The sequence below is a fragment of the Actinoplanes sp. NPDC049802 genome (assembly GCF_040656595.1).
Classification (GTDB): domain Bacteria; phylum Actinomycetota; class Actinomycetes; order Mycobacteriales; family Micromonosporaceae; genus Actinoplanes.
This window is the reverse complement of sequence record NZ_JBFAMR010000002.1, coordinates 213,434-226,686: the sequence shown is the minus strand read 5'-3', so window position 1 is coordinate 226,686 and position 13,253 is coordinate 213,434. Positions and strand designations below refer to the sequence as shown.

Annotated in this window: 10 protein-coding genes; 4 read left to right on the top strand and 6 right to left on the bottom strand. The window is 72.8% G+C overall.

What is annotated here, in order from left to right:
- Positions 1–76 precede the first annotated feature (76 nt).
- The 5 genes from AB0I88_RS02440 to pglX form a co-directional block, all read right to left on the bottom strand.
- Complete coding sequence (locus AB0I88_RS02440; RefSeq protein ID WP_361017450.1) at positions 77–922, bottom strand: geranyl diphosphate 2-C-methyltransferase; 846 nt, start codon at positions 920–922, stop codon at positions 77–79.
- Between the two features lie 3 nt (positions 923–925).
- Complete coding sequence (locus AB0I88_RS02435; RefSeq protein ID WP_361017448.1) at positions 926–1,966, bottom strand: family 2 encapsulin nanocompartment cargo protein terpene cyclase; 1,041 nt, start codon at positions 1,964–1,966, stop codon at positions 926–928.
- Positions 1,966–3,378, bottom strand: a complete 1,413-nt coding sequence (locus AB0I88_RS02430) for a family 2B encapsulin nanocompartment shell protein (RefSeq protein ID WP_361017446.1) — start codon at positions 3,376–3,378, stop codon at positions 1,966–1,968. The genes AB0I88_RS02435 and AB0I88_RS02430 overlap by 1 nt, the downstream gene beginning before the upstream one ends.
- 113 nt (positions 3,379–3,491) lie before the next feature.
- The gene (locus AB0I88_RS02425) at positions 3,492–4,310 is read right to left on the bottom strand and encodes an alpha/beta hydrolase (protein ID WP_361017444.1); all 819 of its coding nucleotides are present in this window, start codon (positions 4,308–4,310) and stop codon (positions 3,492–3,494) included.
- A 45-nt stretch (positions 4,311–4,355) separates the two neighbouring features.
- On the bottom strand, positions 4,356–7,316 hold the full coding sequence (pglX, locus tag AB0I88_RS02420) for a BREX-1 system adenine-specific DNA-methyltransferase PglX (RefSeq protein WP_361017442.1): 2,961 nt from the start codon (positions 7,314–7,316) through the stop codon (positions 4,356–4,358).
- 287 nt (positions 7,317–7,603) lie between these two features.
- On the opposite strand from pglX, the gene AB0I88_RS02415 reads away from it, so the two are divergent.
- The 3 genes from AB0I88_RS02415 to AB0I88_RS02405 are packed head-to-tail and all read left to right on the top strand — an operon-like array spanning position 7,604 to position 10,425.
- Positions 7,604–8,347 carry a VWA domain-containing protein gene (locus AB0I88_RS02415; RefSeq protein WP_361017440.1) on the top strand — a complete coding sequence of 248 codons (744 nt, stop codon included), beginning with the start codon at positions 7,604–7,606 and terminating at the stop codon, positions 8,345–8,347.
- The gene (locus AB0I88_RS02410) at positions 8,334–9,254 is read left to right on the top strand and encodes a protein phosphatase 2C domain-containing protein (protein WP_361017438.1); all 921 of its coding nucleotides are present in this window, start codon (positions 8,334–8,336) and stop codon (positions 9,252–9,254) included. The genes AB0I88_RS02415 and AB0I88_RS02410 overlap by 14 nt, the downstream gene beginning before the upstream one ends.
- Positions 9,255–9,303: 49 nt before the next feature.
- The gene (locus AB0I88_RS02405) at positions 9,304–10,425 is read left to right on the top strand and encodes a hypothetical protein (RefSeq protein ID WP_361017436.1); all 1,122 of its coding nucleotides are present in this window, start codon (positions 9,304–9,306) and stop codon (positions 10,423–10,425) included.
- A 24-nt stretch (positions 10,426–10,449) separates the two neighbouring features.
- On the opposite strand, the gene AB0I88_RS02400 is transcribed toward AB0I88_RS02405, so the two are convergent.
- Complete coding sequence (locus AB0I88_RS02400) at positions 10,450–11,916, bottom strand: vWA domain-containing protein (protein WP_361017434.1); 1,467 nt, start codon at positions 11,914–11,916, stop codon at positions 10,450–10,452.
- Positions 11,917–11,981: 65 nt separating this feature from the next.
- On the opposite strand from AB0I88_RS02400, the gene AB0I88_RS02395 reads away from it, so the two are divergent.
- Positions 11,982–13,253 carry a hypothetical protein gene (locus tag AB0I88_RS02395; protein WP_361017432.1) on the top strand — a complete coding sequence of 424 codons (1,272 nt, stop codon included), beginning with the start codon at positions 11,982–11,984 and terminating at the stop codon, positions 13,251–13,253.

Here is a 13,253-nt window from a genome sequence, read left to right as displayed (position 1 = left end):
TGCGGCGCCAGCCGCCCGGGCCGGACCGTGCGGCGCCAGCCGCCCGGTCAGGCTTTGTGCGTACCGGAAGATGGGTTCAAATGCGGTCCGCGGCGATCAGCAGATAGTGGAAGCTGCCCTCCTGGTAGGCGGTGAGGAAGGCCTCCTCGATGCCGGTCGCGACCGGTGACTGCGCGCGCAGCCGCCAGTAGGGGATGGTCGCCGCGGTCAGGTCGACGACGTTGAGCGGCACCAGGCCGTTGTCGGTCAGCGCCCGGAAGTAGGCGCTGCGCGGATGGATGTCGCAGGTGTAGTGCTCGTTGATGCGGCTGACCGCTTTCGATCGCAAGCCGGTGACGTCGTTGGCGCAGCCGGTGATGCAGACGTAACGGCCGCCGAATCGCAGCACCCGGGCGAATTCGCGGTAGAGGTCGCCGAGGCCGACATACATCGTCGTCTCGTTGGTCCAGATCGCCTGCCGGGTGCCGGACGGCAGGCGGGTGTCCAGCATGTTGCGGAAGTGGAAGCGGACCCGGTCGGCGATGCCGCGCCGGGCGGCCTGGTCGTTGGCGAAGCCGACCTGGTACTCGGAGATCGACACCCCGTCCACCTCGCAGCCGAACCGCTGGTGGGCCATGATGCTGGTGCCGCCGCGGCCGGACCCGCCGTCCAGGACCAGATCGTCGGGCGCGATCGGGCCGAGATGGTCGAGCAGCAGGTCGGCCTGTGCGCTCTCCAGCCGGTGCAGTTCGGCGATGATCCGCTGCTCGCGGGTGCCGGCCGGGCCCTCCAGCACGGACGGGTCGTAGGGCCCGACGCCGTAGTGGTGGTGGTAGAGGTCGTCCACCTCGCCCAGGCGCAGGTTGACCGGATCGTTGCGGTTGGTGTTCCAGTAGGCGGCCACGGACCGCTCGAAGTCGGTTCGCAGGATCGTGCTCGTCATCTCTCAACTCCCTTGGTAGCGGCCGGTGGTGGCGTGCCAGCGGCGGCTGCCGCCGAGCCAGGCCCAGACGTCGGCGAGGAACCGCCGCAGGTTCGGCGAGCCGGTGGCGCTGAGCCGGGCGGCCAGTTCGACGAAGGTGTGCATCAACTCGTTGTGGATCTCGACGGTGCGCCGGGCCGCGTCCCGTGGCGTGAGGTTCTCGGCGAGCGCCAGCACGCGCGGCAGGTTGTAGTCGGTGTCCGATTCCGACGGCGCCGAGTGGAGGTCGTTGACGAGGACCGCGGCGTTGGCGGCCGTCGTGTAGGCGCGGCGTACCTCCGGGTGGTAGAACTCGTGCGCGGGCAGCTCGTATCCGGCCAGCACGTCGACCAGGATCATCGGCGGCAGGTAGCTGTTGAGATGCCGCTGCACGAGGTATTCCCAGACCGGGGGAGTGCGCCGGTTGACGTGCCAGTCCGCCTCCTGGCACCAGGCCAGGAAGAGGATCGCCATCTGGTGCCGGAAACGGCCCATCTGCGCGGTGGAGGCGTATCGGCTCAGGTGCTCGATCGCGGTGCGGAACGCCTCCGAGATCGGCTGGAGCCGGTGGTAGGCGTCCATGTCGGTGGTGTAGCGGGGGACCATCCGGGCCGGGTCGACCACCGACATGAGACTGGCCAGCCGGGAGCCGACCACCATCGGGTCCGCGCCCAGCTCCACCTCGTCGACGTAGTAGTCGTCCGTCGCCCATTCGGCGACCAGGCATTTCGTGGCGGCGAGCAGCCGGTCCGGGTCGTTCACGGCCGGGTGGGCGAGCATCATGTAGCGGCCGAAGCCGTACGACCGCAGTTTGTCCAGCCGGCCGGAGTAGATCCCGACCTCCGCCGCCCAGTCGATCAGCCGGTCGTCGACGAGCGCGCCGAGGGCGGGGTCGTCGCGTAACGCGTCCGGGCAGAACAGCTCACCCTCCGGGGGCGGCTTGACCAGCGGCCCGAGGAAGGCCGCCGACATGCCCAGGCCGGGAAGGATCCGGCGCAGGTCGCCCGGCGGTGCGAGGGTGGGCATCAGTGCGCCAACTCGACGTGGTCGAGGATGCCGAGCGCGTCCGGCACCAGCACGGCGGCCGAGTAGTACGCGCTGACCAGGTACGACATGACCGCCTGCTCGTTGATCCCCATGAACCGCGCGTTGAGGCCGGGCTGGTACTCGTCCGGCAGCCCGGTCTGGTGCAGCCCGACCACGCCCTGGTCCTTCTCCCCGGTTCGCATCGCCAGGATCGACGTGGTGTGGGTGTGGCTGATCGGGATCTTGCCGGACGGCAGGATCGGCACGCCCCGCCACGACGGGACGGTGTGCCCGTCCATCTCCACCGGCGGCGGGTAGATGCCCCGTTTCGTGCACTCCCGCCCGAACGCCGCGATGGCCTGCGGATGAGCCAGGAAGAACTTGGTGCTGCGCCGCATGCTGAGCAGCTCGTCCAGGTCGTCCGGGGTGGGCGGGCCGCTGCGGGTGTGGATACGCTGCCGCAGGTCGGCGTTGTGCAGCAGTCCGAACTCACGGTTGTTGACCAGTTCGTACTCCTGCCGTTCGCGCAGTGCCTCGACGGTCAGCCGCAGCTGCTGCTCGACCTGGTTCATCGGGTCGTTGTAGAGGTCGGCGACCCGGGTGTGGATCTTGAGTACGGTCTGGGCGACGCTCAGCTCGTACTCACGGGGGCGCAGCTCGTAGTCGACGTACGTGCCGGACAGTGTCGGCTCGCCGTAGTGCCCGGCCGCCACCGTGATCTCCGCCTCGCCGTGCTTGTTCTGCGGCCGCCGGCTCTTGTCCCGGAACCCCGCCACGTGCCGGCGCAGCGTCTCGCTGCCGGCCGTCAGTTCGGCGAACGCCGTCCGCGGCAGCTCCAGCATGGTGACCGCGGTCATCGCCTTCGCGGTGTACTCCCAGATCGGGTCGGCCTCGATCAGCACCCGCTCGCCGAACTTCTCCCCGTCGGCCAGCACGCCGAGGCTCACCGGGTCGCCGTACGCGCCGACGCCCACCTTGTCGACCTTGCCGTGCGCGATCAGGTACAGGTTGTCGGGCATCGACCCGAACTCGACGATGACCTGGCCGGGTTCGTACTCGCGCTGCACGAACCGTTCCGCTATCGCCCGCAGCAGGTCCTCGTCGTCGATCCCGGCGAGCACCTCGATCTCCCGCAGTTCGCCCGGCACCACCTGCACCGTCGCGCCGGTGTTGATGAAGGTGAGCCGGTTGTCGCCCAGCCGGTAGGTCATGCGCCGGTTCACCCGGTAGGCGCCACCGGACACCTCCACCCAGGGCAGCTTGCGCAGCAGCCACCGGGAGGTGATCTCCTGCATCTGGGGGACCGACTTGGTGGTGTGGGTCAGGTTCCGGGCCGCCGCGGTGCTCAGGCTCTGCCGGTGTTGCTGGTCCTGTTCCTCACGGGTCTCCGACGGCTTCAGAGAACTGGTCACGGTGAACGCCCCGTTTCATCCGGATGTGGGCAGATACTTGCTCGTTGTATCCCACTGACCAGGTGTTTTGCCGGGTTTCCCGGTTTCTCGAAAGCCGCGCGACGGAGCCGCCGTCAGCGGAGGAAGGCGTTCACCAGTCCGCGGAAGGCGTCCGGCTCCTCCACCCACGGGCGGTGACCGGAAGCGGCCATCATCTCGAGGCGGGCGTGCGGGTGGGCGGCGGCCACCGTCCGGGACGGGGCGACACCGATCATGCCGTCCGACGCGCCCGCCACCACCAGCACCGGGGCGGTCACCGGGGCCGGGCAGGCCGCTTCCGCACCCGCGTAGAAGGCGTCCCGGAACCACGGCGGCGTCGTCGAGTGGCCCGGAACGTACTCGTGGCGGCGCTCCGGCGTCCACCGGTGCCAGTGGAACGGGATCAGCCGGGCCTGGAGAAACGGGCCCCGGCCGCCGGCGGCGAGCTCCCGGGCGGCCGCCGCGGCCCGCGGATACCACGGCTCGGCGTGCCGGGTGGCGCGGACCGCCGCCAGGTCGGTGGGGTCGATGTCGCGGCCGTGACGGCCCACCGGCGTCACCAGGATCAGCCGGCGGACCCGATCGGGGTGCCGGGCCGCGAACTCCTGGGCGGTGAGCGAGCCCGCCGAATGGGCCAGCACGTCCAGCCGGTCCAGCCCGAGATGCCCGCGCAGCGCCTCCACGTCGGCAGCCTGCCGCACGAACGACACCGTCGACCGGTCGGCCGGCACCCCGGAACGGCCCGCGCCACGCCCGTCCAGGCGGATCAGCCGGCGGTCCGCCGCGAGACCACCGAGATCGCCGAGGTAGCGGACGTCCATGCCGGGCCCGCCGCCGAGCACCACGAGCGGATCACCCGCGCCGAGCACGTCGTAGAACAAGCCGACACCGTCGGAGGCGGGAAAGAACGGCACCGGCAGATCGTGCCACGCCGGTCGAAGCCGCCGCGATCGGGAGAATCACCAGTCGTCACCTGGCTCGACGTCGCCGGACAGCGCGCCGCTCAGCCCCGGGACCGGCCACAGCGCCGGCCCGAACCGCGGGTAGTTCGCCTTCACCCCGTCGTCCAGGTCGATCTCCGGTGGCCGGTCGGCCAGGGCGGACAGCACCCGCCGGTACGCCCCGGCCGGCGCCCGCCGCAGCACCGCGCCGACCGTCGAAGGCCGGTACCGGTGCAGGTAGATCAGCGCCGCGAAGGATCCCTTCGGGTCGCCGAACAGCCAGTACACCGGCCGTCTGCGATACCGCCGGAGATGGTCGCGGTAGAACGACCGCGTGAGGTAGGCGCGCAGATCCGGCACACCGAGCGTGGCCGTGACGAACCGCAGATTCTCCTCGGCGTACGCCTCACCGAACACCACCCGCAGGAAGACACGGAACCGGTCGGCGATCTCACCGGCCGTGAGCACGTTCTCCGCGGCCGGCGGGAACGACGGAACCGGGACGCGGGCCAGATGGTCGCCGAGGCCCGCACCCTGGTCGCCGAGGATCAGGCCGGGCACGTCCAGGCTGTACCGGCCGAACATGCAGCCGACGGCGTACGAGATCAGGTCGGTGACCCGGTCGCGCACGTAGCGTTCGCCGGGCCTCGAGGCCGGGTTGCCGAACAGGGTGATCCGGCCCGGCGGCGTCTCGGTGCCGGTGGCGTCCAGCCCGTAGGCCGCGGCCACCACCTTGTTCAGCCGGGTCTCCAGGCGCCGTGCCCGCCCGGCGGCGGCCGCTCCCCGGGCGGACGCCGCGCCGATCGCCTCGCTGAGCCGTCCCGGACCGTGGGCCACCAGGTCCAGGGTGGTGAAGTCCCAGGACGTCTCGCGGGCGATCCAGTCGGCCCGGTGCAGTTCGATCAGTTCCCGTACGTCCGGCAGCGCCCGGTCCGGCACCTCGGCCACCGGCAGCCGGGCCAGCGTGCCCACCTCGAAGTTCAGCGTCGGCGACGTGGCGGCCAGCATGTCCCGGGCCACCGTCGAATTGCACACCGCGGCCAGGCGCAGCAACTCCTCCTCCGGCGCGAAGACCGACGTGCCGGCCACGTCGAAGACGAAGCCGGGCGGGTACCAGCGGAACGCCGGCGCCCCGGTGCCCACCTTCGACCAGGACAGCGACGGCAGGAAGTAGTAGGCGGTGTTCTGCGCCCGGGACCGGGGCCGGCCGGCGCCCGCGCCGAACGCCCGGATCTCCGCCCCGTCGTCACGCCAGTTGACCACGAACTCCTGGTTGCCGTACCAGCGGCGGAAGTCGCCACCCTTGTTGTACGGAAACCAGGTCAGCCCGGAAGCGGCCGCCTCCGCACGCGACATCCCGAACCCGGTCCGGCTCGCGCTCACCTCGTGCCACAGCCGGACGAACCGTCCGTTGTCGGCGGTCGCCAGGCCCTGCCGCGGCTCACCGATCTCCGCCAGCGGCCGGCCCACCTCGAAGGCCCGCAGCATCGGCTCCGGCAGCCAGTACGCGATCGGCGCCCCCGGCACCCGCCCGAACCGCCGGGCCGAAGCCGCGTGGACCGTCCGCCGCCCCGCCACCGCCGCCCGGAACGCCGCGCTCATCGCCGCCTCGCCCCGCTCCTCGACCAGGCGCACGAACCCGCCGGCGAGATCCGGCTGCTCCACGTTGACCAGCACGAACGCCGTGGTCGCGACCACCTCGCCTCCGATCGCGTCGAACGCCCGGGCGCCCAGGTGCGCCATCGTCACGATCGCCCGGTTCCGCAGCAGGCCGGCCCGCAGCGCCGCGTACGACCGCAGGAACATCCACGACTGCATGGTGATCATGGCGACGAACCCGCGCGGCGCCGCCAGCTCCACGCACCGCTCGATGAACATCGCGCACAGGCCGGTCTTCGAATCCGGGTACTCCCGCCGGGCGTACGACGACAGCACCGCGTCCATGTTGCCGTGACCCATGTACGGCGGGTTCGCCACCACCACGTGATACCGCGACGCCAGCAGCTCCGCCTGCTCCAGCACCCGCCCGGCCCGCCGCCGCAAGCCCTCGTCCGCCACCGTCACCGGCCCGGCGGGCGCGATCCGCGGCCGCAGCAGCGACCCGAGCGTGTCCGCGTCCCGGAACCCGTTCCAGAACACCGCGTCCCCGCCCAGCGCCTCCACCTCGCCCGGCGTGAACGACTCCGGCGCCAGCAACCGGATGCGCGGCGCCACCGGCCCGCCGAAACCCCGCGCCCGCGCCTTCATGGTCAGCGCGAACACGGCCAGCGCCGCGGCGGTCGGATCGATCTCGGCGCCGTGCAGGTTGTGCGCCAGGATCAGCCCGGGGATCTCCGCCGCCGGATAGCCCTCCTCTTCGTAGATCGCGTGCAGCAGATCGAACGCGCAGGTGAGCAGATGGCCGGCGCCGCAGGCCGGATCGATCAGCCGGATCTCCTCCGGGCCGGTGACCTTCGCGTACGACGTGGGCTCCCCGGCGGGCAGCGGCAGCAGGTACGGCATCCGCGCGGCCAGACCCGACGACGGCCGGTTGAGCAGCCACAGCCGGCCCAGCGAGTTCTCCACCAGATACCGCGCGATCCAGTCCGGTGTGAACAGTTGGGTGGCGGCCGGGATCTCGGCGGCGCCCGCCTTCCGGTTGCGGGTGAAACCGGCGAACACCTCGTCCTTCTGCCCGGCCAGGAAGAACTGGCACAGCCAGCCGGCCACCTCGACATCCCGGCAGGCCTTCGCGGTCAGCACGGCCGCCGCCCGGGCCCGGACCCGCCCGGCCGCCGGGCCGGGCGGATCACCGGCGTCGCCGGGAAACGGCCGGCCGGCCGGCCCCACGCCATGGACCTGCGCGATCCGCTCGGTGACGATCCGCAGGAAACAGCCGAGAGCCGCCTGCTCGGTCGCTCCCGCGCCGCGCAGCACGGCCCGCGCCCACACGGCGAAACCCCGCAACGGTACGGCCCTGACCGGGCCGGGGGTTCGCATCGGGCGACGATACAACCGGCGGACGGCGGACCGTACGGGTTGCGTCCCCGCCGCGCCGGACAGCACCCGCGGCGGGGACGCGCCGGCGTGAGGGACCGCTCCGGCCCGGCGGCGGGCGACGGCCGGGACGGGCCGCCCGGCCGGGGGCGGCGCCACGGCGCGTCCGTCCAGGCGTACCCCGTCTGTCTGTGGGGTTCGGATCTGTCCTTGTCTCCCGCTGTCCGTCAGGTGACGGTGGCGGGGATTGCCGCCGCTGTTTTTCGATTCAGGGGGATGAGAGGAATCCGATGACCACATCCACGGCCGGCGAGAGCCACGGCGACGACCGGCTCCTGGTGCTGCCCTTCTACATCGTCGTGGACGTCTCGCTGTCGATGAGCGTCGCGGCGGCCGGCGAGACGCAGTCGCCGCTGCAGGCGGTCAACCTGATCCTGCCGACCGTCATCGACGGTATCGAGGCGTCGCCGACCCTTGGTGACGTGGTGCGACTGGGCGCCATCGACTTCTCCGACGACGCCCGGGTCGTGCTGCGGCTCGACGACGTGCGCAACGTCAACCCGATCCCGCAGTTCACGGTGCGCGGCGCCACCTCGTACGCGGCGGCGTTCCGGCTGCTGCGCCAGGAGATCGAGAAGGACTACGCCCAGTTGCGTGGCGACAACTACAAGGCGTACCGCCCGGCGGTCTTCTTCATCACCGACGGCGAGCCCACCGACGACCTGGCCGACATCCAGGCCGCCTACAACGACCTGACCGACCCGTCGTTCAAGCTGCGGCCCAACCTCATCCCGTTCGGCGTGAGCAACGCCACCAAGGAACAGCTCGACCAGTGGGTGTACCCGAAGGCGGGCTCGCGGAAGCCGATGCGCAGCTACGTCGCCAAGGACGGCGTCGACCCGGCCAAGGCCATCACCAAGGTCGCCGAGATCCTGCTGTCGAGCGTCATCGCCTCTGCCCAGTCGGTCCACGACCAGGGCAGCGGCGGCGGGTTCGTGCTGGACGACGAGGACCTCGACAGTGACTGGAACTGACGTCCTCTGGGAGCGGCACCCCAACGGCCGGTGGATCGTCGGCGACGCGGGCAACCAGCCGGCCGTCGTGGCCGTGCCCCCGGCCCTGGTCCGCCGCCGCCCCGACGTGGCCGTCGACGGCGGCCGGGTCGGACGGCTCGACTACCGGGCCGCGAGCCTGCGGGGCGTCGGGCATCTGGAGACCGGGAAACCCCGCCAGGACTCGTACGTCGTGACGGTCACCCGCGGCGACCACTGGCTGGTCGGCTGCGTCGCCGACGGCGTGTCCGACGGCCGGCTGTCGCACCGGGCCGCCGACCTGGCCTGCGAGAAGCTGGCCGGCGAGCTGATCGACGGGCTCGCCGCCGGGCCGGACACCGACCTGGACACCCTGGACTGGGCCGCCGGGGTGGCCGGGGTCAACGCCGCCATCCGCCGGGAGTTCCTGGCCGCCGCCCGGGTCGAGGACGCCGACCTCGCCGACGTCCGCGCGCTCATGTCGACCACGGCGGTCGCCTTCGCGGTGGCCGCCCGGCCGGACCCGGACGGCGCCCACCGGGCGGTGGTCGCGTCCCTGGCCGGTGACTCGGCCGCGCTGGTCCTCGACGGTGACGGCTGGCGGCCGGTCACCGCGGTGAAGGGCGAGGGCGAGGAGATGGCGTCCAACGCGGTCCGGCCGCTGCCGCGCGAGGTGGAGGCCGAACCGGTGACGCTCGCCCTGCGGCCCGGTGACGTGCTCGCGGTCGTCACCGACGGCATCGGCGACCCGATGGGCAGCGGCGGCGGGGTGGTCGGCCGGTTCCTGGCCGAGCAGTGGGCCGGGCCGCCGGACACCATCGAGTTCGCCAACCAGGTCGGCTTCTACCGCAAGACCTTCATGGACGACCGCACCGTGATCGCCGTCTGGGTCGCCCCGGAGCCGGCATGAGCGAGCCGGCGAACTCCTGCCGCCTCCGGAGCGCATCGGGGGCGGCGACATGAGCGCGGAGCCGGACACCGTCGAGAAGGCCGTGCTCGGGCGGCTCGATCACCTGGCGAAGGGCGGCACCGCGGTGATCTACCGCCTGCCCGAACTCCAGCTGCCCGGCCAGCCGGCTCTCGTCTACAAGGAGTACAACGCCAGGACCCGGACGTTCGCCGGGCCGGCGCTGCGCCGCGGCCTGCTCGACCTGGTCCGCTACCGGCTCGCCATGACCGACCAGCGGCGTGCCGTCTGGGACAGCTGGGTCACCTGGCCGCTGCGGGTCGTCGACGACGGCGGCGAGGCCTCCGGCATCCTGCTGCCGCTCATCCCGGCCGCCTACTTCCAGACGCTGCACACCCGCTCCGGCCGGCGGCGGCGCGATCCGCGCGAGGTGGAGAAGCTGTTCGGCGACACCGCGGACATGGCTCGCCTCGGGATGCCCGCGGCCGGCCCCGAGCTGCGCCGCGCGATCGCCGTGCAGGTCGCCAAGATGTGTGCCCGCATGCATCTTCGTAACGTGGTGCTCGGCGACATCTCCGGCCGCAACATGGTGTACGACGTGAGCGGTCCCCGGCCGCAGGTGATGATCGTAGACGCGGACGCGGCCCGTCTTCCGCCCAGCCGGGGCGCTTTCGGCGGCCAGCCGCACACCCCGCACTGGGAGCCGCCGGAGGCGCTGCTCGCCGCGAATCAGCTGCGGGCCGCCCGCCGGCGCGCCGACCAGAACGTGATCAACACACTGCTGCCGCGGACCACCGTGCAGAACCGGGCCACCGACGTCTACAAACTCGCGCTCATGCTGGTCCGGATCGTCGACCACGGGCGCGGCAGGGCGGTGAACCGCAAACCCGACGCCGCCGTCCGGATCTTCCGCCGGGCGTGGGGCGGACCGGCCGCCGAACATCTGGAACGGGCGATGAGCGCCAACCCGGACGACCGGCCCACCGCCCGCGAACTGTACGAGTCCATGCGGCCCGGCGGACCGCCACCGCCGCGGCCGAAACCGCCGCCGCCGGTTCCCCAGCCACGCCCGCCGGAACCGCGGAAGACCGGCGCCGACACGATCGAGGACGGCAAGCGGGCCGGATCGTTCGTCTACGTCGAAGGCCGGGGGTGGGTACGCCGCGACCGATGATCCGGGCCGGTCGCGCAACCGCGCCTACCCGCTGTGGTGACCCGTCCACCACGTGAAGGACGTCCCGGCGACGGACACCGTGCCACCGGGCGGGCAGGCAGCCGAGCCACGGCTGCCGGCCGTCCCGTCCGGCGAATAGGTGATCATCAGCCGCACGTCGGCCGAGCCCACCCCGGACCGGGCCGCGGTGATCTCACCGCTGCCCGGCAGGCCGGTCTCGTCGGCGCTGAGCACCACCACCCGGCGGCCGGTCAGCGGCACGGTCCGCTGCTGCCCGTCACCGCGCTGGATCATCACGGCGCCCGCCAGCGCCGGGGCCAGCCGCCGTCGCCGCCACCGCGCCAGCACGACCACCAGCGCCACCAGCAGCACCGCGGCGGTCACCCACCACCACAGGCTGCCGCGCTGGGCGGAGAACTCCCGGCGACCCGGCGCGGCGGCGAGTTCCGGGTTCAGCGTGAGGCCCAGCTGTTCGGTCAGCACCGCCGACCAGGGGGAGGTGACCCGGCCGGTGAGCTGCAGATCCCGGCTCTCGGTCACCGTCTTCACCGGGGCCAGGGCGCGCGGGCCCGGATCCCAGTCGACGGTCACCGGCACCGTCACCGTCGCGCCCGGCGGCAGCTCGACCGGGCCCGGCGCGACCTCGGCGCCGGCCACCGCGAGACCCTCCAGGACCAGGGGAACGTGCGGCATCGGATTCTGTACGCGTACCCCGATGGTTGACTCTCCCGCGCCGATCGGGCCGGACGGCCAGCTCACCCGGACCGGCTCGGTGATCTCGGTGGCCAGCAGGCTGCGCGCTTTCGCCGCGCGGGCCTCGGCCTTCGGCCGGGCCAGCTGAGCGGTCAGCCGGTCCACCGACGTCGGCGCCAGCACGCCCGCGTCCGGGAACACCTTCCGCAGCAGAGGAGCGCCGGTCGCGCCGGACAGCGGTACGGCGTACGCCCGCAGCGCCGACTTGTTCAACTTCGCCGCCCGCCCCGCCAGCAGGTTCCAGTTGTGTCCCTGCGTGAGCGGGTACGCGCTGCGCGGCCCCGGATCGTGCCGCCCGTCGGTCAGCAGCACCACCGTGGCCAGCGGCGGGGCGTCCGGGCGGGCGAGCGTCCCGACCGCCGCCTCCAGGGCCGCGCCGATGTCGGTGTACGCCCCGGCCGCGTCCCGTGGCAGCCCGGCCGACAACCGTCCCGGCTCCCGCCCGACCTGCCGGGTGGTCGCCGTCGCCCGCTCCCCGAACGGGATGAGAGTGACCCGGTCCTCCGGGGCGAGCGCCGCGAAGAACCCGGTCAGGCTCTGGCGCAACTGCGTGTAGCGGGCGCCCCGCATCGACCCGGACACGTCGACCATCACCACGAAGTCGGACGGCACCGAGTCCACGCCGAGTGCGGTGTACACCTCGTCGATGCCGGGCGGCGCGGCGTGCGCGGGCCCCGCGCCGAACCCGGTCAGCGTCGCAGTCAGCAGCATCGCCGCCACGGCCGGTCCGGTCCGCATGATGTCCTCCCCTTTCCGGCGATCCTTCACCTTCTGACGGACAGCGCTGTCCGTCAGATACCGGCGTGAGCTTCGATTCCAAGGCCTACCTGCGGGACGTCGTCAACCCGCTGCGCGACCAGGTCGGCGCCCTCCCCGGCGACCTGGCCCGCCACTACGGCGTGGAACCCCGCATGACCGGCGCCGACATCGCCGAACAGCTGGACCGGGTGCGTGAGTTCTGGGAGCAGCGGCAGGGTGGTTCGGGCGCGGCGGCCCGGGTGTGCGCCCGGATGCTGGACCGCGACGCGCAGCTGCGGCGCGAGCACGGCGACCGGATGCACGACCCGGACTGGTGGACCGATCTTCCGTCGACTCCGGACGAGGCCGACGACTTCGAGGAAGAGGAGGAACCCCCGCCTCCCGTCAGCCGGCCGGCGCCTCACGTCGAGCGGCTGCGGGTCACCGTCACCGCCGAGGACTCCGACACCGCCATCGCGCACATCGCCTGGCGTACCCCACCGTCCGGGCGGGTGTCGATCCGCCGCTCCCCGGTGCCGCCGGTCTGGCCGCCCGGCGCCACGGTCCGGGCCGCCGACCTGCGGGCGTACGGGGAACCGCTGGCCGGTGACCGGCTCACCGTCGGGCCCGAGTCCCAGATCGCGGTGCGGGTGCCCGGCGGTGCGCACGTGTACACCCCGTTCACCCTGGACGACCAGGGCGGCGGCGTGGTGGGGGAGCCGGTCAGCGCCGGGGTGGCCGGTTCGGTGCAGCGGTTGCGCGCCCGGCGTACCGGGTCCGAGGTGGTTCTGTCGTGGATCTGGCCGCCGTCGATCAACCTGGTCGACGTCACGTTCACCCCCGCCGACGGTCCGCAGTGGCGGCGGCGGATGACCCGGGGCGAGGTCGCCGAGCAGGGCTGCCGGATCCCGGCCGGGGCGAGCGGCGGCCGGATCACGGTCTGCGCGGTGACCCGCACCCGCGACGGCGACCTGCTGTCCGCCCCGCGGTCGGTGACGGTCGAGCCGGTGGCCGGGAAGCTGGCGTACCGGCTGCCGAAGGTGGGCGGGCCGTTCAGCCGGGGCCGCAGCCGGATGCTGCGGGTCACCGTCGACGACCTCTGCGAGGGCGTCGAACTGCGGCTGGTCGTGGCGCTCGGCACCGTCATGCCGGCCCGGCCGGACGCCGGGCAGACGCTGCTGCGCTTCACCGGCCTCACGCTCGAACCCGGCGCCCCCTGGGAGGTCCCGTTCACCGTGCCGAGGCGTCTTGCCCGCCCGTACTGGCTGCGCTGCTTCGTGACGCGACCCCGCGGCATCCGGGTCGTGGACCCGATCGACGAGATGAGGGTTTCCTGA

Coding starts and splice junctions, on each gene's coding strand:
- AB0I88_RS02415 (WP_361017440.1), top strand. CDS start 7,604: ATGACCACATCCACGGCCGGCGAGAGCCACGGCGACGACCGGCTCCTG.
- AB0I88_RS02405 (WP_361017436.1), top strand. CDS start 9,304: ATGAGCGCGGAGCCGGACACCGTCGAGAAGGCCGTGCTCGGGCGGCTC.
- pglX (WP_361017442.1), bottom strand. CDS start 7,316: ATGCGAACCCCCGGCCCGGTCAGGGCCGTACCGTTGCGGGGTTTCGCC.
- AB0I88_RS02440 (WP_361017450.1), bottom strand. CDS start 922: ATGACGAGCACGATCCTGCGAACCGACTTCGAGCGGTCCGTGGCCGCC.
- AB0I88_RS02400 (WP_361017434.1), bottom strand. CDS start 11,916: ATGCGGACCGGACCGGCCGTGGCGGCGATGCTGCTGACTGCGACGCTG.
- AB0I88_RS02435 (WP_361017448.1), bottom strand. CDS start 1,966: ATGCCCACCCTCGCACCGCCGGGCGACCTGCGCCGGATCCTTCCCGGC.